Here is a 20,637-nt window from a genome sequence, read left to right on the forward strand (position 1 = left end):
TCATGATTCCCCAAGTTTCGGCTGGTCTTGTCCAGCCCGTGCTTCATTTGCCAGCCTCAACTCTTCTTCCTCCAGCGCCTCTTTGGCCGCCATTTGGATTTGACGCTCAACATCCGCCCGAACGCCTGGCATACACTCAACAGCAATCCGAACGACGTATTCGCTCGTTGTGAGGGATTGTACGCCCATTACCGTAGGAACCTGAGTGATTTCCCCGCTGTGCTCCGATAATGCCAGCATGGCCTTTTTCAACAGCTCTAACGTTTCCTCAAGCTTTCTGGCGTTGCTAAACGGCAAATCGACCACGGCCAGCGCGTTCCCGATCGAGTAGTTCGTCACGTTGGTGATCATTCCGTTCGGAATGATATGTACCTCCCCCGTCCAGCTGACAAGCCGGGTCGATCGCAAGCCGATCATCTCCACGGTTCCCTTCAGGGTCCCGGTTTGAATCACGTCCCCAACCGCGAATTGATCCTCCAATATGATAAAGAAGCCTGTAATCACGTCTTTGACCATGCTCTGGGCACCGAAACCGATGGCCAAACCGACGACGCCGGCCCCCGCCAACAACGGCCCGAGTTCCACGCCGATTTCACCCAGAATAAGCATGACCATAATAAAGTTGCTGGTAATCGACGTTACATTTTTCAGCAGCTCGCCAACCGTAACGAACCTGCGCGGATTGACCTGCAAGCGGCTTTTCTCTCTTCTCTCCAATGAACGGTCAATAATGCGAAAGATGATTTTTACGAATAATCGGGTTAACAAAAAAATGAGGACAATCCTCAGCCCGGAAAACAATACGCCTTCCCACATATTCATATCCGTAAACCAATTCCATATTTTGTCTTTCCAGGTGACCGCGGCTTCAATGACATCCGCCGGATCGTTGACTTCATCAAGCAACCAGAGATTCATCCTCTCTCCTCCTCCAAGCTGATGTTATCATATCCGCCGTCCTTCCGGAAATAGATCCCCCGAATCTCCACCGACTCTTGATGTACTATTTTTTTTACCATATCCAAGGATTCCTTCGGAAATTGAATGGACAAAGCACAGCCTGCCGTAATTTCCTTGGGAGTCGGGCAAATATCAATCTCCACTTCCGCATATTCGAGCAGCATTTCGGCACGTAGCGCCTGCTGCGTGGAGTCAAAAGCCATAACCAGCCAATCTTCCATACCGAGCCTCCCCCACCTTTTTCGGCCTTTTTTATCCGTGACTTTAGTCCGAGTATATAACGTTACTTATTTCCATATACTATCTACTAATATCCGCCAGATCTACCTAACCAATGATGCGAAACCAGATTCGGGAAAGGAAGATTCTATGTCGCAAATTCAACCTTCTGTACCTGGGCAAGACATTCCGTATTTAAAAATACCGCATACCGAGCCCGGTATTCACTCAGCAATTATCCATCGTCTGCTCCTGCATTTCGCCAAGGTATCTCCCGTTCAGGATATTGTCATCGTCTGCATCGGCACCGACCGTTCCACAGGAGACTGTCTCGGACCGCTGGTCGGGACCGCCTTGTCCAAAATGAATTTCCGAAACCAATTTCATCTTTACGGAACTTTGGAAGAACCGGTTCATGCCATGAATTTAAAAGATACGCTTGAAAAAATCAATCATACGTTCACCAATCCGTTCGTCATCGGGATTGATGCTTGTTTGGGTCAAACTTCCAGCGTAGGCTCCATTCAGGTTGTACAAGGCCCCCTGCGTCCCGGAGCGGGCGTAAATAAAGAACTGCCGCCGGTCGGCGATATCCATGTCACGGGTATCGTCAACGTCGGCGGCTTTATGGAGTATTTTGTGCTGCAAAATACTCGTCTTAGCTTGGTTATGCGTTTATCTGAAATCATCGCGCACAGTCTTTATGCAGCCATTAAGGAATGGAACCGCGGCTTCATTCCTCTGAACCGGCGAGAGCAATAGCCTCGACTTCTTCGTTTGAAAGCGCATGCGTCGATTCGCCCTTAGTTAGGGCTTTCGCATAAACGTAAGAGCCGTCACGGCTGTATAGTCCCGTAATAACCACGCCATCCTTCAGATCGTCAACAATGGCGAGAGAGAAGCTTAGCTCATTTCCGCGCTCGCCAAAGGCATTGTACCGCTTGATTCCGATTTTGGACTTTTGTTTGGGGAGTAATGCGCTTATTCTCGCGATATCCTGCTGCTGCTTCGCCTGCGCATCCTCAAGCTTGCCTTGTCCGTTCTTCAAATCGATGAGCAGGTCTTCCAGGTCTTCTATTCCTGTACCGTTCATCATAAGCATGTATTTTCGGCGTAGCTTCCGCAGCTTGGCTCCCTGAACAATGTTCCAGACAAGCAACAATAGTATAGCTACGGCCACTCCTCCGACAATCCATGCCAGTTGATCTAAAATGAGTTGATTCCACTCCCGCATGTTATTCTCCCCTATGTCTAAATATCCTTTGCGATACTTTGAACAGCGGAAACCAGTGAACTGATTTCATCTTCCGACGTCATGCATCCCACGCTAGCACGCACGGCTCCACCGGTTGACGTTCCGGCTGTCATATGCCCGAGGGGGGTGCAATGATACCCTGCCCTCACCGCAATTCCAAACTTCCGATCCAATTGGAAAGCCACCTGCGATGCATCGAGGCTTTTTATATTAAATGTGACGATGCCGGTCCTTGGCTTACCCAGTTCCGGTCCCAATAATGATACACCCTGTATTGTATTCAGTTCCGACATCAGCCTTTGAGTTAATTGCCACTCATGTTTATAGATTTGCTCTACGCCTTGTTCAAGAACATATTGGACTCCAGCTCCAAGCCCTGCGATCCCGACGGCATTTTGCGTCCCCGCTTCATAACGGTCCGGCCGGACATCCGGCATTTCGAGCGCTTCCGATTGACTGCCCGTTCCTCCGTGATGCAGCGGTTCCAGATTCACAGCCGGATGGATGTATAACCCCCCTGTCCCTTGCGGGCCAAGCAAACCTTTATGACCCGGAAATGCGAGCATATCGATCCCCATCGTTTGTACGTCAATCGGAAAACCTCCGGCCGTTTGCGCAGCATCCACAAGCAACAACGCCCCGTGATCATGAGCGGTTTTTCCAAGTTCTTCTATAGGTAGAATGCTTCCCAAAAGATTCGAACTGTGTGCGCATACAACAAGTTTTGTATTAGCTCGGAATGCATTTTCGAAAGCTTTCAAATCCAATTCTCCATTTGGGCTTACAGGCATGTAATCTACCGAGATGGAACGAGTCCTCTTCAAGTATTCTAAAGGCCTGCGTACAGAGTTATGCTCCACCATGGTCGCGATAACGTGGTCCCCCGGCTTCAGAAGACCCTTGATCGCTAAATTCAAGGCTTCGGTCGTATTCGAGGTGAACACGATATCATTCGGGTTGTGAATATGAAACAGCTCAGCCAAGCGTATTCGGGTTTGAAACAACACCCGCCCAGCTTTCAATGCCATTCCGTAACTTCCGCGCCCGGAATTGGCTGATGGTCCATTTAGTATTTCCAACATGGCCAATCCTACACTCTCAGGTTTGGGCCATGAAGTCGCAGCATGATCCAAGTAAATCGCGGATGGCCGTTCCATATCGATTACCCCCTATCGCAGATCAGCAATCACTTCAAATTGGTAGATTTTTCGATGCAGTTTTTCAAATATCCATCTTAACGTCACAATGACATACCCTTGTCCCTGTTTTGAAGGCGTCAACGCATGCCTGCAGGAATGCCGGATATGTCATTGTTTGGGTCAATTCAACAAATCGAGCAGGCGCTGTAAATCTTGTTTGCTGTAAAAGTTAATTTCGATCTTCCCTTTATCTTTGTTCGATTTGATCTTAACCGTCGTTTTATAGCGTTCACGTAGATTCACTTCTACTTCTTCCATATACGGATCACGCTTTTTATTTGCGGCTTTTGGTTTTTCCTGTTTATTGCGGTCGAGCTGTTGAACGGCATCCTCAAGCTCACGAACGCTCCATTCATGATCGATGCACTGTTTTGCCAACTGCTTAATCTTTCCAGGGTCTTTAATTCCGACCAACGCTCTTGCATGGCCCATAGATAATGTTCCACGTGAAACATATTCCTTAACTTCCTCCGGCAAGGACAGCAATCTCAGAAAGTTAGCGATATGAGAACGTGACTTCCCTACCTTTAAGGAAAGTTCTTCCTGTGTCAGTTGAAACTGATCCATTAAGCCCTGATATGCAACCGCAATCTCCATAGCGTTTAGATTTTCCCGCTGCAGGTTCTCGATCAGAGCGATTTCCATTACCTGTTGGTCGGAAAACGTTCTAACAACCGCTGGGATCGAAGTCTTGCCACAAAATTGCGATGCGCGGAAACGTCGTTCGCCGGCAATAATTTCATAGCCCTTCAACACGCTTCTTACAATGATAGGTTGAATGACCCCATGCTGTCGAATTGATTCCGCCAACTCGCGAATTGCTTCCTCATCAAACGTTTTTCTCGGTTGGTAAGGATTGGCACGCAGTTGGTTGAGAGGTATCTCAATCACCTTGTCATCGTCTTGAACCGAAAGTGAAGGAATTAAGGCGTCCAAGCCTTTGCCCAAGCGCTTACTCATAGGAAACCACTTCCTTTGCCAACTCTAAATACACTTCTGCGCCTTTTGACTTAGGATCATAGGTGATAATCGATTGACCGTGGGAAGGCGCCTCACTCAGACGGACATTCCGGGGTATAACGGTTTTATACACTTTTTGCTGGAAGTACTTCTTCACTTCTTCAATGACTTGAATCCCCAAATTGGTGCGGGCATCGAACATCGTTAACAATACCCCTTCAATCTGAAGCGATGTATTCAGATGCTTTTGAACCAAGCGGACCGTATTTAACAGTTGGCTCAGTCCTTCCAATGCATAATACTCACACTGAATCGGGATCAATACGGAATCGGCGGCCGTCAAGGAGTTAATCGTCAAAATGCCAAGCGACGGCGGACAATCGATTAGTATATAATCGTATAAATGTTTGATTTGAGATAGTGATTTCTTTAAACGAACCTCACGGGAAATGGTTGGAACCAGTTCAATTTCCGCACCTGCGAGCGAGATCGTTGCCGGAATAATATCGAGTCCATCAATTTCAGTCGAAACAATGGCTTCCTGGGGATGAACCTCATTAATTAATACATCATAAATGCAGTTAGCAACATCTGCCTTGTTTATGCCTACCCCACTGGTCGTATTTCCTTGCGGGTCAATATCGATGAGGAGCACTTTCTTACCGATCGTTGCTAATCCCGCCCCCAAATTAACGGAAGTCGTCGTTTTGCCGACGCCCCCTTTTTGGTTAGCTATGGCAATTATTTTAGACAATCCATTTCACCTCAATATAATAGAAGAATCTTCTTGTAGATTTGTTATTTGAGTATTCACCATGCTGTTGCTACAAAAAGACCACAGCGCTCCTGGCGACATAACCAACTGCCATGAAAAAGAAACTGACCTCAGACCTCTCGGTTGGTCAGCGTAGACATTTTACCTTTTAGGAATTTGAATGACGATCTCGTAATGGTCCTCATGATCTTTCTCCGCAGTCTTAATGGCAAGGCCGGAACCCGAGACCATATCGATCGATTGACGAATCGTATTTAATGCCAATCTAACGTCCTTTGTAAATGAAATACGCCGGGATACCTTTTTGTTCTTCGCTGCTTCCTTATAAAAAGCAATTCTGGCTTCCGTTTGTTTTACATTCAGTTCTTTGGAAACGATCTCTTCCAAAACCTTTAACTGCAATTCTTCCGAATCCAATGAAAGTAGTGCTCTTGCGTGGCGTTCCGTAATTTTTCTTTCCATCAAAGCCGTTTTGACGGTATCCGGGAGATGCAGCAATCTGATTTTGTTGGCGATCGTGGACTGGCTCTTCCCTAACCGTTGGGCCAAGCTCTCTTGAGTCAATTGATGCAAATCGATCAAATTTTGATACGCCAACGCTTCCTCAATCGCCGTCAGACCTTCACGTTGCAAGTTTTCAATCAACGCAATGGAAGCAGCTTGGGAATCGTTAAAGTCCCGCAAAATCGCCGGGATGGTCTCCATTCCCAACTTTTTAACCGCACGCCAACGCCGTTCACCTGCGATGATCTCATACTTATCATTGCGGTAACGGACAACGATCGGCTGAATAACACCATGTGTGCGAATCGTTTGGCACAGTTCATCAATTTTTTCGTCATCAAAAATAGTCCGGGGCTGATAAGGACTTCCTACGATATCCCCCACCGGAATTTGTTTTACTTCATCACCGTTCGAACGTTCGGTCAAACCAAACAATTTGGAAAATTGTTCTTTCATTCCGCTGATTACCACCTAATTTCATAGTGACAACTGGTATCCACAACCCGTGGAGCCCATTGCCCCGACAATGAATAGCGATATTACTATTCTACCACTTTTTGCTCTATAATCCTATTCTATTAAAATAAAAAATAACGTAAACTCCAATCAAAAAAATACCCTCAGCAAGTTGTTTCACGTGGAACAATTTGCTAAGGGTTTTTGACAATCTTGCTTATATAAGAGGTGATTTTAAAGGTGTACCTGCTTTGCGCGGATATTTCTTGGGGGTTACTCCCGTTTTCGAAACTAGAATGATATGTCGTTCGGAATTTTCCAATGGAAGGGAAAAATGAAAGCTCCCTGCGATTTTCCCTTTCAACTCGGATAAACTCCGTGCAGATTCCCTAACTTCTTCTTCCGGGTTACTTCCCTTCATGGCAGCGAAGGTACCGCCTTGCTTGGCGAAAGGTAAACAAAATTCGTTTAACACGGCCATCCGCGCGACTGCACGTGCCGTAACCAAATCGAAGGCATCCCTTAATCCATCTTTTCGTGCCATATCTTCCGCTCTGCCGTGCAGCAGTTGCACCTCTGTTAATCCAAGCTTATCCACCACATTTTGCAAAAAGTGAATTCGCTTGTTCAATGAATCGATAATCGTCAACTTCAAATGAGGGAAACAGATTTTTAAAGGAATCCCGGGAAAGCCGGCACCCGAACCGATATCCGCCATGTTATTGACTTGTTCCATCTTTATATAGAAGGATAGCGTGACGGAATCATAAAAATGCTTAACATATACCTGCTCTCTTTCGGTAATTCCGGTTAAGTTCATTTTTTCGTTCCAAGCCACAAGCTCCTCATAATACGTTTCGAACTGTTGCAGCTGTTCCGCAGTAAGGTTAATGCCTTGTTCCTTCAACAAATTCGTAAAATGAGATTGTATCGGATCCAATCGATTTACCCTCCTGCCGCGGTTACCCGATTATAATGTTCCAAGTAAACGAGCAAGATCGAGATATCCGCAGGCGTAACCCCGGAGATCCGGGAAGCCTGACCGATGGAAATCGGACGGATCTTATCGAGCTTTTGCCGCGCTTCAATCGCAAGCCCCTGTATATCCGCGTATTTGATATTTTCCGGGATTTTTTTCTTTTCCATTTTTTGTAATTTCTCAACATGAAGCAATTGCTTCTCAATATAGCCCGCATATTTAATCTGGATTTCAACCTGTTCCTTCATTTCCTCATCCAACTCCACATCGGAAGGGAACAAGTTACCCACATGTGCATAACTAACTTCAGGCCGGCGCAATATGGTCAGCAAGTTACTCCCATCCTGAATAGGCGCAGAGCCGATCGATTCCAGGAGCGGATTGATATCCACAGGGCGTACCTTCGTCTCCCGCAGCCGTTCGATTTCGCGTTCAACCTTTGCTTTTTTATCAAGGAATCGGTCGTAACGCTCTTGGGAGATCAAGCCGATCTCATACCCCACCGGAGTCAGACGCAAATCGGCATTGTCATGGCGGAGCAAAAGGCGGTATTCCGCACGGGAGGTCAGCAAACGATACGGTTCATTTGTCCCTTTCGTTACCAAATCATCAATGAGAACGCCGATATAGCCTTGCGAACGGTCCAAAACAACCGCTTCCTTGCCCTGAACTTTGCGGGCCGCGTTGATTCCGGCCATAATGCCTTGCCCCGCCGCCTCTTCGTAACCGGACGTTCCGTTGATTTGTCCCGCCGTAAACAGTCCAGGGAGATGCTTTGTCTCCAAGGACGGCCATAGCTGCGTAGGCACGACCGCATCGTATTCGATGGCATAACCGTTACGCATCATTTCGACGTTTTGAAGCCCCGGAATGGACCGCAGCATCCGCAGCTGCACATCCTCCGGCATACTGGTCGAGAGCCCTTGGACATAATACTCAGAAGTATTTTTCCCTTCCGGCTCCAGGAAAATCTGATGCTTCGGCTTATCGGCAAACCGGACGATTTTGTCTTCGATAGAAGGACAATAGCGTGGTCCTGTCCCTTCGATAATGCCGGAAAACATCGGAGCCCGATGCAAATTTCCGTTAATGATCTCATGCGTCTCCGCCGAAGTATACGTCAGCCAGCAAGGGAGCTGTTCGTTGTCCGAGCTTTTCGTTTCATAAGAGAAAAACTTCGGATTTTCGTCGCCCGGCTGAATTTCCGTTTGCGAGAAATCGATCGTATCCTTATGCACTCGCGGCGGCGTACCGGTTTTAAAGCGAACCAGGTCAAAACCGAGCTCCTTCAAATTTTGCGACAGCTTCACGGAAGGCTGCTGATTGTTCGGACCGCTCTCATAAGTGAGTTCACCCATGATGATTTTACCCCGAAGATAGGTTCCGGTCGTCAACACAACCGCCTTGGCCCGGTATTCAGCACCTGTTTTAGTAATGACGCCGACGCAATTCCCGTCCTCCACGATCAGTTCCTCGACCATTCCCTGGCGCAAAGTCAGGTTCGTTTCTTTCTCCAGCGTTTCCTTCATCGTGTGCTGGTACGAAAATTTATCCGCCTGCGCACGAAGCGCATGAACGGCCGGGCCCTTCCCGGTATTGAGCATCCGCATTTGGATGAATGTTTTATCGATATTGCGGCCCATTTCGCCGCCAAGCGCATCGATTTCGCGAACGACATGGCCCTTAGCCGGTCCGCCGATCGACGGATTACATGGCATAAATGCGACCATATCCAAGTTAATCGTGATCATCAGCGTATTGCAGCCCATCCGGGCCGCGGCAAGCGCCGATTCACAGCCGGCATGTCCTGCACCGACGACAATCACGTCATAATTTCCGGCTTCATAGCCCATTTTATAAACCCTCCTCTAACACGTTGTGCAGTACTCTTCATAATACCATGATCTCTATATAAGATGAACTCAAGAATAAGATGCAGGCAAGGGAGTAAAATGATTCCGGAGAAACGTTAGTGCTCGCCTTTGCGATCGGATTTCAACTTCTTATGATTCTTTAAAATCAAGAAATTTGGGAACAACAGCGATCGGAGGAACATTTTACGCACTTGCCCCCACATCCATTTCATTAGTTCATCTTATATAGTGGATAATAGGCCTGAACTTCTATTTTCCCAAGCAAAATTGCGAAAAAATCTGATCGATCAGCGCATCCGGCGCCGAATCGCCGATCACTTCCCCAAGCTGTTCCCACGCGAGACGCACATCGATCTGCAAAATATCGATCGGCACGCCGCTGTCCGCTGCCTCATACGCATCGATCAGCGACTGCTTCGCCTTCTTGAGCAGAGCGATATGGCGCACATTGCTCACATACGTCAAATCGCCGGACTCCAACTGCCCGCCAAAGAACAGCCGGGAAATTGCCTCTTCCAAATGATCCAGGCCGGCCTGCGTTTTTGCGGAAAGCTCCACGATGTTATCCGTAGCAAAGTACTTTTTGATTTGTTCCCGGTCCAGTTGCTGCGGCAAATCGATCTTGTTCAGAAGCAACAAAGTCGGGCGTCCCGAAAGCTGCTCGATCAGTTGAAGCTCGTCTTCGTGGAGCGGCTCCGAGCTGTTTAAAACAAGCAAAATCAAATCCGCTTCGAGGACTGCGGCTTTGGAGCGTTCCACCCCGATTTGCTCGACCACGTCCATCGTTTCGCGGATTCCCGCCGTGTCGAGCAGCTTCAGCGGAATGTTGTTGATCGTCACGTATTCCTCGATCACATCGCGCGTCGTTCCGGGAATATCGGTGACGATCGCTTTATTTTCACGGGCCAGTGCGTTGAGCAGCGAGGATTTGCCGACATTCGGCCGGCCGACGATCGCGGTCGTAATCCCTTCCCTCAAAATTTTGCCCTGATTTGCCGTTTTCAAAAGCGCATCAATGCCGTCCGTCACCTCGGAGCATTTACGCTTGATAAACTCGGTCGTCATGGACTCCACGTCATGCTCCGGATAATCGATATTGACCTCAATATGGGCCAACGTTTCCACCAGCGAATGGCGCATCGTCTGGATCCGGCGCGACAAGTCGCCCTCCACCTGTTTGAGCGCCACCGAAAAAGCCCGATCCGATTTCGAACGAATCAGGTCAATAACCGCTTCCGCCTGGGACAAATCAATCCGCCCGTTCAAAAAGGCGCGCTTCGTGAACTCCCCCGGCTCCGCCAGGCGAATCCCCCGCTGCTGGAGCAGCAGATCCATCACGCGCTTCACCGAAATAATTCCCCCGTGCGTGCTGATTTCCACCACGTCTTCGGTCGTAAACGAGCGCGGCGCCCGAAACAGCGAAACGAGTACTTCCTCTATCTTGTCCCCCGTCTCCGGGTCAATAATAAAACCGTAATGCACCGTATGGCTTTCCGCTTCCGTCAACGGCGTCTTCGAGCGAAACAGCCGCTCCGTTTCGGCAATCGATTCCGGTCCGCTGATGCGAATCACGGCGATCCCGCTTTCTCCCACCGCTGTAGATATCGCAGCGATTGTATCGCTTAACATGGTTTGTCACCTCGATTTTGAAATGTATGTGTGAAGCTATATGGATGTTGGGGCAAGTACGTAAAATGTTCCTCCGATCGCTGTTGTTCCCAGATTTCTTGAATGTATAAATTCATAATCGGATGAAATCCGGTCGCAAAGGCGACCACAAGCTTATGCTCCCGAAGCAGCTTTCTTTCAGAAAGCTTTTCGTTTCTCCGGAATCATTTTACTCCCTTGCCTCTACCTCATTTTCTTATTTATCTCCAGCTCTATCCCTGCACCTACAGCCAGCGTATCCCCGGAGGGGACAGCACCTCCTTGCACATGGTCGCACTTAACTCCGCTCGCATCTCTCATGTTCTATCCCTGCACCTACAGCCAGCGTATCCCCGGAGGGGACAGCGTCCTCCTTGCACATGATTGCACATAACTCCGCTCGCATCTCTCTCATGCTCTTTCCCTGCGCCTACAGCTAGCGTATCCCCGGAGGGGACAGCGTCCTCCTTGCACGATGTTGCAGGTACCCCCGCCGATACTAACTCCCCGCTCCATAAATGCAGGAGCGCTTACCGTATAGCGTGCCCCAAAGGGGCGACAAGAGACTCCAGCCACTCCAGAAGCCCGGGTGAGCCGAAAGCAGAAGAATTCTCCAACTCCCCAGGTCGAACGGGTGCTCCAAAAGTAAAGCGGCCCCGAAGGGGGATAAGCGATCCATCCACCACAGTAAGGCGCATCCCCAAATGGGGACAGCCGCGTAGGAGCGTCTCTTTCACTCCCACGTTCCCCCAGTTTCGGGTAATCCCCTAGGGCAGCGCCCTGGGGGGCCCTCCCTAGAGGGAGGGTTTGGGTGGGTGACCGCCCCTAAAAAAATATGCAATGACGACCACCCGTCATTGCATCCAACGCATCATTACATCCATTACATAAATCGCATTTGCATCATTTACTCTGCTTCAGTGTAATCACGACCCGGCGGTTCGGCTCTTCGCCTTTGCTGTAGGTCTTCACTTCAGCATGATCCTGAAGCTTGGAATGGATCACTTTCCGCTCCTGCGGCGACATCGGCTCAAGCGCAACTTCCTTCCGGGTGCGCACGACCCGACCCGCCAGCCTTACGGCGAGATCCTCCAACGTTTTCTTCCGCCGTTCCCGGAAGTTCTCCGCATCCAGCACGATGCGGACAAATGAATCAGAGTAACGATTAGCGATAATATTAGCTAAGTATTGCAGAGAATCGAGGGTCTGCCCCCGACGCCCAATCATAACGCCAAGGTCGCTGCCGGAAATGTTCAGGACCGTACTGTCTTTCTTATGGTCGATCTCCACATCGATATGAAGGCCCATATTGGTACCGACGTCCTTGATAAATGACGCCGCCATTTCATATGGATCCTGTTCAGATTTCATGTCTGCCTCTTTTTGTTCATGGAAAACAGGCAAAGACTCCTCCGAACGGGTTCCTTGCGGCGGAACCGACGGCGCGTCGTTTTGAGGCAACAAGGTCAGCTCGACCTTGGCTTCCTTGACGCCAATCAGTCCCAGGAATCCTTTTGATGGCTGCTCCAACACATTCACGGCGACTTGATCCTCGGTGGTGCCGAGCTTGGCCAATCCTTGTTTAACAGCATCTTCAACGGTTTTTCCCGACGTCACTATCGTTCTCATTTCGATTTTTTTGCCCCCTTGGCACCTTTACCGGGATGACCGGCTTTTAAATTCGAACCGCCCTTTTTCTTACCGGAGGAAACTGGAACAGTCGTGCCGCTATTGGTTGCCAGCACTGGTTCCGGTTTATTGCGATATATAAAGAAGTTTTGCGCAATGGTGTAAAGGTTACTGAAAATCCAGTACAACGGAAGCGCTGCGGCAAAGTTCATGGCCATAATAAAAATCAAAACCGGATAGACAAACATCATAAATTGCATCGGACCCTGCATACCGCTCGGGTTCATGTTTGACATCATCTTCGTCTGAATGAATGTCGTCACTGCGGCAATGATCGGTAAGATATACCATTTATCCGGTTCGCCCAGCTGAAGCCATAAAAAGGAATGCTCGCTGATCCTCGAATTGTGAATGATCGAATTATACAGAGCAATAAAGACCGGCATCTGAATAAGCAGCGGAAAACAGCCGGCCATCGGATTGACCTTGTGTTCCTGAAACAATTTCATCGTTTCTTGCTGCATTTTTTCAGGGTTATCTTTATACTGCTCTCTGATCTTTTGTACCTGAGGCTGAATCGCTTGCATAGCCTTCGAGCTCTTGACTTGTTTCAAGGTTAGCGGCAAAATTAATGTTCTGACGATCAATACCATGACCAGGATGGCCAAACCGTAGGCTCCGCCGAACCAATCCGCAAACGTATCCAAAGCAAGCGAGAAGTAATAGACGACGTTCGACGTCCACCAGGAACCGCTGTTCCGCATATCTTCCGTAGTGCTTGCGAAATTATTACTTTGCGTACCGCAACCGGTCAACAAAATCATTAAGCCGACCGCAAGGGAAAGGAGAAGCCAAATCCTTTTGTTTTTCAAAATACGCGACACTTCAAAACCCCTCTCTTAAACCTATCCATCATCGTAAATCATAACATATTTAAATGGACAAAGAAACAAGCTCAGCTATCGCCCTAAAGGCTTGAGCAGCGAGGCTTTGCGCAGCACATGCATCACGCTTTTCTCCAGTTCCTTGTACTCCATTCCGACAGCCCCGGCGCGCACGATCAGAATCAGGTCCACATGCTCGCGGATTTCCGGTTCATGATGTCGCACAATCTCCTTTAACAAGCGGCGCATCCGGTTCCTGACCACGGCGTTGCCGATTTTTTTGCTGGCCGAAACGCCAAGCCGAAAACGCTCCACCTCGGGCTTGGACGAATAATAGACGACGAGCTGACGATTGGCGAATGACTTCCCGTACCGGTATACCCGGCTGAAGTCCGCCCGATTTCTTAATCTGAGCTTTCTATGCACGAGCCTATTCTCCTGTTTCGTGATACAAAATAGCCCCACAAAGCGGGGAAATGCACTCAACTAACTTCCATCCGATATCTTTGCGGGGGCCCCGTAATCCTAGAGTCTTCAATTTAAAAAAAGACCACCGTAGTGGTCTTTGTACACGCATTACGCACTCAGAACTTTTCTGCCTTTTTGACGGCGAGCAGCGAGAACTTTACGGCCGTTTTTCGTGCTCATTCTTTTACGGAAACCATGTACCTTCTTGCGCTTGCTTACGTTTGGTTTAAAAGTCGGTTTCAATGTATTGCACCCCCTTAAAAGGATTCGGTTATTTTTATGTTTACCATTTTCATTTCCACAGAAAATGCCTCTATAAATTTAATCATAACCCCATTAAAAAGTCAACCGAGCCTGGCATATCTTTTTTAAAGTTTTCCACAGTTTTGTCGATCTTCCTCCCGAATAAAAGTTATACACATGTGGAAAAGTAATTTTGCACGGCTATTAAAGGTCGGTTTACATCAGACAAATAAAAAAGTATGATAAAAAAGTAAGTTGTATACAAGTATACTGGTGTGGAAAGGATGTTTTCTTTATGAAATTAGGCATGATCGGGCTGGGAAAAATGGGCTTCAATCTTGTCCATAACCTGATTCGGCATCAACACGAAGTCGTTGCATTCGATATGAACGCCGAAGCCGTTCAACATGCGCAAAAGGAAGGAGCGACTCCCGCTTCCAGCCTTGAACAGCTTGTTCAATCCCTGGAGGCGCCGCGGATCGTTTGGGTTATGGTTCCCGCAGGCCCGGCCGTAAACTCCGTGGTGGATACGCTCATTCCCCTGCTCTCCCCTGGCGATATCGTCATTGACGGCGGCAACTCGCATTATAAAGATTCGTTGGCTCTCGCCGACAAATTGTCGGATAAAGGCATTCACTTTTTTGATGTCGGCACTTCCGGCGGCATTGAAGGAGCAAATCAGGGCGGCTGCTTCATGATCGGCGGGGACGAGAACGTCTTCCGCAGCATCGAACCGATTTTTAAAGACATTGCCGTTGAAAAAGGATACTTATATGCCGGTAAAAACGGCAGCGGCCATTTCCTGAAAATGGTCCACAACGGAATCGAGTACGGTATGATGCAGGCGATCGCCGAAGGTTTCGAAGTGTTGGATAAGAGCCCGTTCGAATATAATTTCGAAGACGTGGCCCGCGTCTGGTCCAACGGTTCGGTGATTCGCGGCTGGCTGATGGAATTGACGGAGAACGCCTTTTCCAAGGATCCGAAGCTGGAAGGCATTCGCGGGGTTATGAAATCGTCCGGCGAAGGCAAATGGACCGTGGAAGCGGCTCTGGATTTACAAGCAAGCGCACCGGTCATCGCCTTGTCCCTTTTTATGCGCTACCGGTCCCTGGAATGCGACACTTTCCACGGTAAAGTCGTTGCGGCATTGCGTAACGAATTCGGCGGCCACGCGGTCGAATCCGCGAAATAAGGCGGGGATGCGATGATGAAATTCCCTCCTTCCTGGCTGAAGGGCAGCTCTCTAGGCGAATCGATCGCCTGTGAGCTGCGCCTTCAAATCATTAACGGCACCATCAAACCGGGCGAGATTTTATCGGAAAACCGCATCGCGTCGGACTTTGGAGCCAGCCGATCCCCGGTACGTGAAGCTTTGAAAACGCTGTCTGGCGAAGGGCTCATCACTTTGCAGCGGATGGGTGCCGTGGTCAACGGCCTTCACTTAAAGGATATCGAAGAGCTATACGATGTCCGGTATCTTATCGAAAGCTTCGCCTGGCAACGTCTGGCCGCGGATGATCCGTCGGTCCGGATTGCCCGGCTGCAGCAGATCATCGATAAAATGGAGCTCGCCGCCAAATATCATGATGTCGTTGAATTTGCTTTTCAGGACTTGTCCTTTCATGAAGCCATCATTACGTCGGCAAAGCATTCGCGGATTTTACATTTATGGAACAGCATCCGGCAAATTGTGATGACCGTGATGCTCATTACGACCGAAGAAGTGTTTTCCCATGGGGATGAAAAAGTTGAATATGTCGTCAATAAACATCGCAAACTGCTTAAAGGGTTGGAATCGAGGAATCCGGCGGTCATTTCGGCGAGAATCGAAGAATACTTCGAGGATTCACGGAACACCTTGCATACCAGCATGAAAGAATCCAATTGAGCTTGGGGTAAATAAAAAGGAGGAGCATCATGAGCACCTTATTCAACATGAGTCACAACGCCACCTTGTTATTGTGGACCCTGGTGACCATCGTATTTCTCATCATTTTAATTTCTAAATATAAATGGAACCCGTTCGTAACACTACTCATCTCCGCTCTTTTGCTGGGCCTGCTTGCCGGAATGAAGCCGCTTGACGTGGTCAGCTCGATCACAAGCGGATTGGGAGGAACGCTCGGCACGATCGCGATCGTCATCGGTCTGGGCACCATGCTCGGCAAAATGATGGCCGAATCCGGCGGTGCGGAACGAATTGCCACGACCCTAGTCGATCTGTTCGGAGAAAAAAGAGTCCATTGGGCGATGATGATCGTCGGTTTTATCGTCGGGATTCCCGTCTTTTTTGAAGTCGGCGTCATCCTGCTGATCCCTATCGTCTTTACCGTCGCCAGAAAAACGAAAATGTCCCTGCTGCAAATCGGGATTCCGATTTTGGCCGGCCTCTCGACCGTTCATGGCCTGGTTCCGCCGCATCCCGCGCCGATGATCGCCATTGACGCCTACGGCGCGGACCTCGGACGCACCATTTTGTACTCTTTGGTGGTCGGCGTCATCGTAGCCGTGATCGCTGGTCCGCTATTCGGTAAATACATCGGCAAGCGCATCGTTCTGGAACCTCCCGCCGAGCTGGCGGAGCAATTTGCGGTAAAAGGCGAGCGGAAACTGCCGGGATTCGGGATTACCATTTTTACGATCCTGCTGCCGGTCATTTTGATGCTGGTCGGCTCCATCGCCGACATTATCGATCCGAACGCAACCAGCCCGATAACGCTGTTCTGCGAATTTATCGGCCATGAAATTATGGCGTTGCTGATCGCCGTCGTGTTCTCCTTCTTCTCCCTCGGCTTTTCGAGAGGGTTTACGAAGCATGAAATCTCCAAGTTCACCAGCGAATGTCTGGCTCCGATCGCTACGATCGTTCTGATCATCGGCGCCGGCGGCGCGTTTAAACAGGTGCTGATCAACAGCGGCGTGGGTAACGCCATCGCGGAAATCGCAACCGGCGCCCATGTCAATGTCATTCTGTTCGCCTGGTTCGTGGCCGCCCTGATCCGGGTTGCGACCGGTTCGGCCACGGTAGCGATGACCACGGCAGCCGGCATTGTCGCTCCGGTGCTTGCCCTTACGCCGGGAGCCAACGTCGAGCTCGTCGTGCTTGCCACCGGCGCCGGATCGATCGTCTTGTCCCATGTCAATGACGCGGGATTCTGGATGGTTAAAGAATTTTTCAACATGACCGTCCCGCAAACCCTGAAATCCTGGACCGTCATGGAGACGATCCTCTCCGTTGTCGGCCTGGCGCTAATACTTCTTATCAGCATGTTTTAACATCGTTGGAAATCAATTTAGGGAGAGAAGGTATCTTTAAATGAGTCAAATTTCATATATGATCGGGGTCGATATCGGAACGACGAGTACAAAAGCGGTATTATTTGAGGAAAACGGAACGATCGTCGCCTCGGCCAATGAGGGGTATCCTTTATACACGCCTACGTCCGACGTGGCCGAGCAGGATCCGGAGGAAATTTTCGCGGCGGTTTTGACTTCGCTCAAGCAAATCATGGATCAGAGCGGAATCGACCCGAAAAATGTCCTGCTGGTCTCCTTCAGCACGGCCATGCACAGCGTCATCCCGGTAGATGGGGACGGAAAACCCTTGATGCGGTGTCTCACCTGGGCGGACAACCGGAGTGTCGAATGGGCGGAAAAACTTAAAAACGAGCTGGGCGGACATGAAATTTATTTGCGCACCGGCACCCCGCTCCACCCGATGTCCCCTCTTTCGAAGCTGTTGTGGCTGCGCCATGACATGCCGGAAATTTTCAATAAAGCGAGCAAGTTTATTTCGATTAAAGAGTACGTCTTTGCCAAGCTGTTCGGCGAATATGTCGTCGATCATTCCATCGCCTCCTGTACCGGCCTGATGAACCTCGAACGGCTCGATTGGGACGAGGAGGCGCTCCGCGTGGCCGGCATTACGCCGGATCGGCTGTCCGCGCTTGTGCCGACCACGCACATCCTGAACGGCCTGTCCGTCGCTTACGCGGAAGAAATGGGTCTTCTCCCTTCCACTCCGTTTGTCATCGGGGCCAGCGACGGCGTCTTGTCCAATCTCGGCGTCGACGCGATCGACCCGGGCGTCGTAGCCGTAACGATCGGTACAAGCGGAGCGATCCGCACGGTCGTGGACCGGCCGAAAACGGATCCGAAGGGCCGCATTTTCTGCTATGCGCTCACGGAGAAGCATTGGGTCATCGGCGGACCGGTCAACAACGGCGGGGTTATTTTCCGCTGGGTACGCGACGAATTCGCCGCTTCCGAGGTGGAAACCGCCAAACGGCTCGGGATCAGTCCTTACGATGTATTGACCAAAATCGGCGAAAGAGTACGCCCGGGGTCGGATGGCCTCCTGTTCCATCCTTATTTGGCCGGTGAACGTGCCCCGTTATGGAATCCGAACGCCCGCGGTTCTTTCTTCGGTCTGACCTTGCATCATCAGAAGGAGCATATGATCCGCTCCGTGCTGGAAGGCGTCATTTACAATTTATATACCGTCCTTCTGGCGATGGAGGAACAAATCGGGCAGCCGAAAAAAATCCAGGCTACCGGCGGATTCGCCCGCTCCCCGCTTTGGCGGCAGATGCTGGCCGATATTTTCGACCAAAGAGTCATCATTCCCGAAAGCATCGAAAGCTCCTGTCTCGGCGCCGTGGTGCTGGGTCTGTACGCCCTCGGTAAAATCGATTCCTTCGATGCGGTTTCGAACATGGTCGGCGGCACTTTCGAGCATACGCCAATCAAGGAGAACGCGGCGATATATAAAGAACTACTTCCTATATATATCCGCATCTCACGCAAGCTTGAGGAGGATTATGAGGCAATCGCCAAATTCCAGCGCGGTCTGCCCAAAGAATGATTCCAGGAAAGTTTATAACCACAAAAATGACCCGCTTTGGAGTCTCATGACTCCCGAGCGGGTCTTCTCTATTATTACCGGTTTTCCACTGGATAGGGACAAACTCGAAAAATTCCGGATCTGCTTTCTCCGAACGCAATTCGATGTCCATCACGGTTTCACCAAGCGGTTCGCGGATGTATATGTGAGCCATCCATTGGCGCTCTGTCCCCCCCAACATAATTGTAGGGTCCCTTTTGCCGGATCGATAATCATGCTTTTGGTCGTACCGAAATAATCGTCATAATAAGGACAACCCAGGCCTTCAGGATAGTTACCGGTCAGCAGCCTCTTTAAATCCTCTTCCGTAACCTCATCCTTCCCTTCCAGCGTATCCCGGATCAATTCGTAACGCTGCAAGGAGTTGCGCATCGCCTGCGGCTCGTAAGGGATCAGTTCGGGCAACAACGGATGATTGGTGGCGTAGAGCAGCCGATTCTCGCTGCCACGTTCGATTTGTTGAACGGCCATTTTGCCATCGAGCGTCTCAACGAGCGCCGCATGGCCGCTTTTATCCACAAGCATCAGATTCATATTATAAGCGATCGGCATGTCTTTCATATAAGCCAATGCCTCTGTTACATCTCTGCAATTTTCCAAAAGCGCGCGAATCACCGCCCAAAACTGTAATCCGGTCACCTTCGGGCTGCGCATATACGGCAGTGCACCAACCGGAATTCCGCAGGAGCTCATCGTCACGGCAAGTCCGCATTCGTTAACACCGTCATCTCTCCCGAAAAATAATACACTCGTGCCAAGGTGGGCATACTTTCCGGCCACGGATGTTTTCACCAGCGTAAAATCCTCGGCATCAGGGCTATACTCATAGTTCCGTGCCAATAAGGGGTTCCCGATTCCGGAAATACCGGGCAGTACGGCAATCTGGCTGCACCGGGGCTGCAGGTAGGTCATTGCATAATAGAAGACTTTAGACGCTTTGACATCCAGCGCATCGGCAAATCCCTCCAATTCCGCGGAAAGTCCGGGGCACCAGCGGTCAAACAATTTAGCGGCTTTCTTCGCTTTCCCCTCATCCAAACCGTCAAATCCCCCGGTATGAAAGGTCTTCAGTTCCGGAATCTCCTTCGTGAATTCGCCAAGGCTGTATCCGATTTCGTAACTCGTTCCCCTCCATTCTGTCGTAAAGGCTTGTTTCATGATCATCGTCCTCTTCCCCCTTGTAAAGAAACTTTTATGGCTACTGCCTTCATTGTGGAGGAGGAAAAAATAAAATTCTTGATCGTTTTTGCTGTTCCGATATGCCAAAAATTTATACACAGATTGAGACGAGAATTTTGGCTAATGAGAAAGATATCCTGTGTATATTTTTTTCGAGTTTTCTCGGTTTCTGTCGAATTCTAAACAAATTATAAACAATATGTAGTGGTGTGAATTAAAATTATACACAAGTTATTGAATTTGTGGATAAAAACCAGCAGCGCATTGAAATATAAGCCTTCTTTTGCTATGATTATATTGCTTTTGTTGTGAATATCTATGTTTGCAAACATAATTATTAACAGGTTGTGGATAACATTGTGAACAATTTAAAATTGTTCTTGTTTATAATCATTCCACTTTTCTGACTCATGGGGATAAAATCCCCCTTTATTTATGTTTTTTCGACCCCTTCTGCATGGCTCATGCCACAATTGGAAGATTTTAAAGGAGTGACCGCT

At 49.3% G+C, this 20,637-nt stretch carries 20 protein-coding genes; 5 read left to right on the forward strand and 15 right to left on the reverse strand.

Features of this window, described 5'->3' with window-relative positions; genetic code table 11:
* Both ACSFXJ_RS26045 and ACSFXJ_RS26050 read right to left on the reverse strand, forming a co-directional pair.
* The gene (locus tag ACSFXJ_RS26045) at positions 1-918 is read right to left on the reverse strand and encodes a mechanosensitive ion channel family protein (protein WP_435923202.1); all 918 of its coding nucleotides are present in this window, start codon (positions 916-918) and stop codon (positions 1-3) included.
* Complete coding sequence (locus ACSFXJ_RS26050) at positions 915-1,181, reverse strand: DUF3343 domain-containing protein (RefSeq protein WP_435923203.1); 267 nt, start codon at positions 1,179-1,181, stop codon at positions 915-917. Before ACSFXJ_RS26050 ends, ACSFXJ_RS26045 begins: the two co-directional genes overlap by 4 nt.
* 148 nt (positions 1,182-1,329) lie before the next feature.
* Between ACSFXJ_RS26050 and yyaC the strand changes: the two genes are divergently transcribed.
* Positions 1,330-1,941 (forward strand): spore protease YyaC, encoded by a 612-nt coding sequence (gene yyaC, locus ACSFXJ_RS26055; protein ID WP_435923204.1) that lies wholly within the window; start codon positions 1,330-1,332, stop codon positions 1,939-1,941.
* On the opposite strand, the gene ACSFXJ_RS26060 is transcribed toward yyaC, so the two are convergent.
* From ACSFXJ_RS26060 to rpmH, 12 genes are all read right to left on the reverse strand, one after another.
* Positions 1,913-2,413, reverse strand: a complete 501-nt coding sequence (locus ACSFXJ_RS26060) for a DUF4446 family protein (protein ID WP_435923205.1) — start codon at positions 2,411-2,413, stop codon at positions 1,913-1,915. The genes yyaC and ACSFXJ_RS26060 overlap by 29 nt on opposite strands.
* 17 nt (positions 2,414-2,430) lie before the next feature.
* Positions 2,431-3,591, reverse strand: a complete 1,161-nt coding sequence (locus ACSFXJ_RS26065; protein ID WP_435923206.1) for an aminotransferase class V-fold PLP-dependent enzyme — start codon at positions 3,589-3,591, stop codon at positions 2,431-2,433.
* A gap of 162 nt (positions 3,592-3,753) precedes the next feature.
* Positions 3,754-4,593, reverse strand: coding sequence for a ParB/RepB/Spo0J family partition protein (locus tag ACSFXJ_RS26070; protein WP_435923207.1), 840 nt, complete (start codon positions 4,591-4,593; stop codon positions 3,754-3,756).
* On the reverse strand, positions 4,586-5,347 hold the full coding sequence (locus tag ACSFXJ_RS26075; protein ID WP_435923208.1) for a ParA family protein: 762 nt from the start codon (positions 5,345-5,347) through the stop codon (positions 4,586-4,588). The genes ACSFXJ_RS26070 and ACSFXJ_RS26075 overlap by 8 nt, the downstream gene beginning before the upstream one ends.
* A 162-nt stretch (positions 5,348-5,509) precedes the next feature.
* The gene (noc, locus tag ACSFXJ_RS26080) at positions 5,510-6,328 is read right to left on the reverse strand and encodes a nucleoid occlusion protein (protein WP_435923209.1); all 819 of its coding nucleotides are present in this window, start codon (positions 6,326-6,328) and stop codon (positions 5,510-5,512) included.
* 217 nt (positions 6,329-6,545) lie between these two features.
* Positions 6,546-7,268 carry a 16S rRNA (guanine(527)-N(7))-methyltransferase RsmG gene (rsmG, locus tag ACSFXJ_RS26085; protein ID WP_435923210.1) on the reverse strand — a complete coding sequence of 241 codons (723 nt, stop codon included), beginning with the start codon at positions 7,266-7,268 and terminating at the stop codon, positions 6,546-6,548.
* Positions 7,269-7,273: 5 nt separating this feature from the next.
* Positions 7,274-9,160 (reverse strand): tRNA uridine-5-carboxymethylaminomethyl(34) synthesis enzyme MnmG, encoded by a 1,887-nt coding sequence (mnmG, locus tag ACSFXJ_RS26090; RefSeq protein WP_435923211.1) that lies wholly within the window; start codon positions 9,158-9,160, stop codon positions 7,274-7,276.
* A gap of 270 nt (positions 9,161-9,430) precedes the next feature.
* Positions 9,431-10,810: a tRNA uridine-5-carboxymethylaminomethyl(34) synthesis GTPase MnmE gene (mnmE, locus tag ACSFXJ_RS26095; RefSeq protein WP_435923212.1), complete on the reverse strand. Its 1,380-nt coding sequence runs from the start codon at positions 10,808-10,810 to the stop codon at positions 9,431-9,433.
* Positions 10,811-11,731: 921 nt separating this feature from the next.
* Positions 11,732-12,457: an RNA-binding cell elongation regulator Jag/EloR gene (gene jag, locus ACSFXJ_RS26100; protein WP_435923213.1), complete on the reverse strand. Its 726-nt coding sequence runs from the start codon at positions 12,455-12,457 to the stop codon at positions 11,732-11,734.
* On the reverse strand, positions 12,454-13,341 hold the full coding sequence (locus ACSFXJ_RS26105) for a YidC/Oxa1 family membrane protein insertase (protein ID WP_435923214.1): 888 nt from the start codon (positions 13,339-13,341) through the stop codon (positions 12,454-12,456). Before ACSFXJ_RS26105 ends, jag begins: the two co-directional genes overlap by 4 nt.
* A 75-nt stretch (positions 13,342-13,416) precedes the next feature.
* Entirely contained in the window at positions 13,417-13,767 is a 351-nt protein-coding gene (gene rnpA / locus ACSFXJ_RS26110; RefSeq protein ID WP_435923215.1) for a ribonuclease P protein component, read from the reverse strand.
* A 150-nt stretch (positions 13,768-13,917) separates the two neighbouring features.
* Complete coding sequence (gene rpmH, locus ACSFXJ_RS26115) at positions 13,918-14,052, reverse strand: 50S ribosomal protein L34 (RefSeq protein ID WP_040735642.1); 135 nt, start codon at positions 14,050-14,052, stop codon at positions 13,918-13,920.
* A 229-nt stretch (positions 14,053-14,281) separates the two neighbouring features.
* On the opposite strand from rpmH, the gene gnd reads away from it, so the two are divergent.
* From gnd to gntK, 4 genes are read left to right on the forward strand one after another with little or no spacing between them, the layout of a single operon-like run.
* Positions 14,282-15,247, forward strand: a complete 966-nt coding sequence (gene gnd, locus ACSFXJ_RS26120; RefSeq protein WP_435925876.1) for a phosphogluconate dehydrogenase (NAD(+)-dependent, decarboxylating) — start codon at positions 14,282-14,284, stop codon at positions 15,245-15,247.
* A gap of 15 nt (positions 15,248-15,262) precedes the next feature.
* The gene (locus ACSFXJ_RS26125; RefSeq protein ID WP_435925877.1) at positions 15,263-15,943 is read left to right on the forward strand and encodes a GntR family transcriptional regulator; all 681 of its coding nucleotides are present in this window, start codon (positions 15,263-15,265) and stop codon (positions 15,941-15,943) included.
* Positions 15,944-15,972: 29 nt separating this feature from the next.
* Entirely contained in the window at positions 15,973-17,331 is a 1,359-nt protein-coding gene (locus ACSFXJ_RS26130; RefSeq protein WP_435923216.1) for a GntP family permease, read from the forward strand.
* A 40-nt stretch (positions 17,332-17,371) separates the two neighbouring features.
* Positions 17,372-18,919 (forward strand): gluconokinase, encoded by a 1,548-nt coding sequence (gene gntK / locus ACSFXJ_RS26135; RefSeq protein ID WP_435923217.1) that lies wholly within the window; start codon positions 17,372-17,374, stop codon positions 18,917-18,919.
* A 150-nt stretch (positions 18,920-19,069) separates the two neighbouring features.
* On the opposite strand, the gene ACSFXJ_RS26140 is transcribed toward gntK, so the two are convergent.
* Positions 19,070-20,122, reverse strand: coding sequence for a C45 family autoproteolytic acyltransferase/hydolase (locus tag ACSFXJ_RS26140; protein WP_435923218.1), 1,053 nt, complete (start codon positions 20,120-20,122; stop codon positions 19,070-19,072).
* Positions 20,123-20,637: the final 515 nt, after the last annotated feature.

Origin of the sequence: Paenibacillus salivarius (assembly GCF_051307165.1) — a bacterium.
GTDB lineage: Bacteria > Bacillota > Bacilli > Paenibacillales > Paenibacillaceae > Fontibacillus.

Excerpts from the sequence above, each read along its gene's own strand:
- ACSFXJ_RS26045 (WP_435923202.1), bottom strand. The coding sequence starts at position 918 with ATGAATCTCTGGTTGCTTGATGAAGTCAACGATCCGGCGGATGTCATT.
- ACSFXJ_RS26050 (WP_435923203.1), bottom strand. The coding sequence starts at position 1,181 with ATGGAAGATTGGCTGGTTATGGCTTTTGACTCCACGCAGCAGGCGCTA.
- yyaC (WP_435923204.1), top strand. The coding sequence starts at position 1,330 with ATGTCGCAAATTCAACCTTCTGTACCTGGGCAAGACATTCCGTATTTA.
- ACSFXJ_RS26060 (WP_435923205.1), bottom strand. The coding sequence starts at position 2,413 with ATGCGGGAGTGGAATCAACTCATTTTAGATCAACTGGCATGGATTGTC.
- ACSFXJ_RS26065 (WP_435923206.1), bottom strand. The coding sequence starts at position 3,591 with ATGGAACGGCCATCCGCGATTTACTTGGATCATGCTGCGACTTCATGG.
- ACSFXJ_RS26070 (WP_435923207.1), bottom strand. The coding sequence starts at position 4,593 with ATGAGTAAGCGCTTGGGCAAAGGCTTGGACGCCTTAATTCCTTCACTT.
- noc (WP_435923209.1), bottom strand. The coding sequence starts at position 6,328 with ATGAAAGAACAATTTTCCAAATTGTTTGGTTTGACCGAACGTTCGAAC.
- mnmG (WP_435923211.1), bottom strand. The coding sequence starts at position 9,160 with ATGGGCTATGAAGCCGGAAATTATGACGTGATTGTCGTCGGTGCAGGA.
- mnmE (WP_435923212.1), bottom strand. The coding sequence starts at position 10,810 with ATGTTAAGCGATACAATCGCTGCGATATCTACAGCGGTGGGAGAAAGC.
- jag (WP_435923213.1), bottom strand. The coding sequence starts at position 12,457 with ATGAGAACGATAGTGACGTCGGGAAAAACCGTTGAAGATGCTGTTAAA.
- ACSFXJ_RS26125 (WP_435925877.1), top strand. The coding sequence starts at position 15,263 with ATGAAATTCCCTCCTTCCTGGCTGAAGGGCAGCTCTCTAGGCGAATCG.
- ACSFXJ_RS26130 (WP_435923216.1), top strand. The coding sequence starts at position 15,973 with ATGAGCACCTTATTCAACATGAGTCACAACGCCACCTTGTTATTGTGG.
- gntK (WP_435923217.1), top strand. The coding sequence starts at position 17,372 with ATGAGTCAAATTTCATATATGATCGGGGTCGATATCGGAACGACGAGT.
- ACSFXJ_RS26140 (WP_435923218.1), bottom strand. The coding sequence starts at position 20,122 with ATGATCATGAAACAAGCCTTTACGACAGAATGGAGGGGAACGAGTTAC.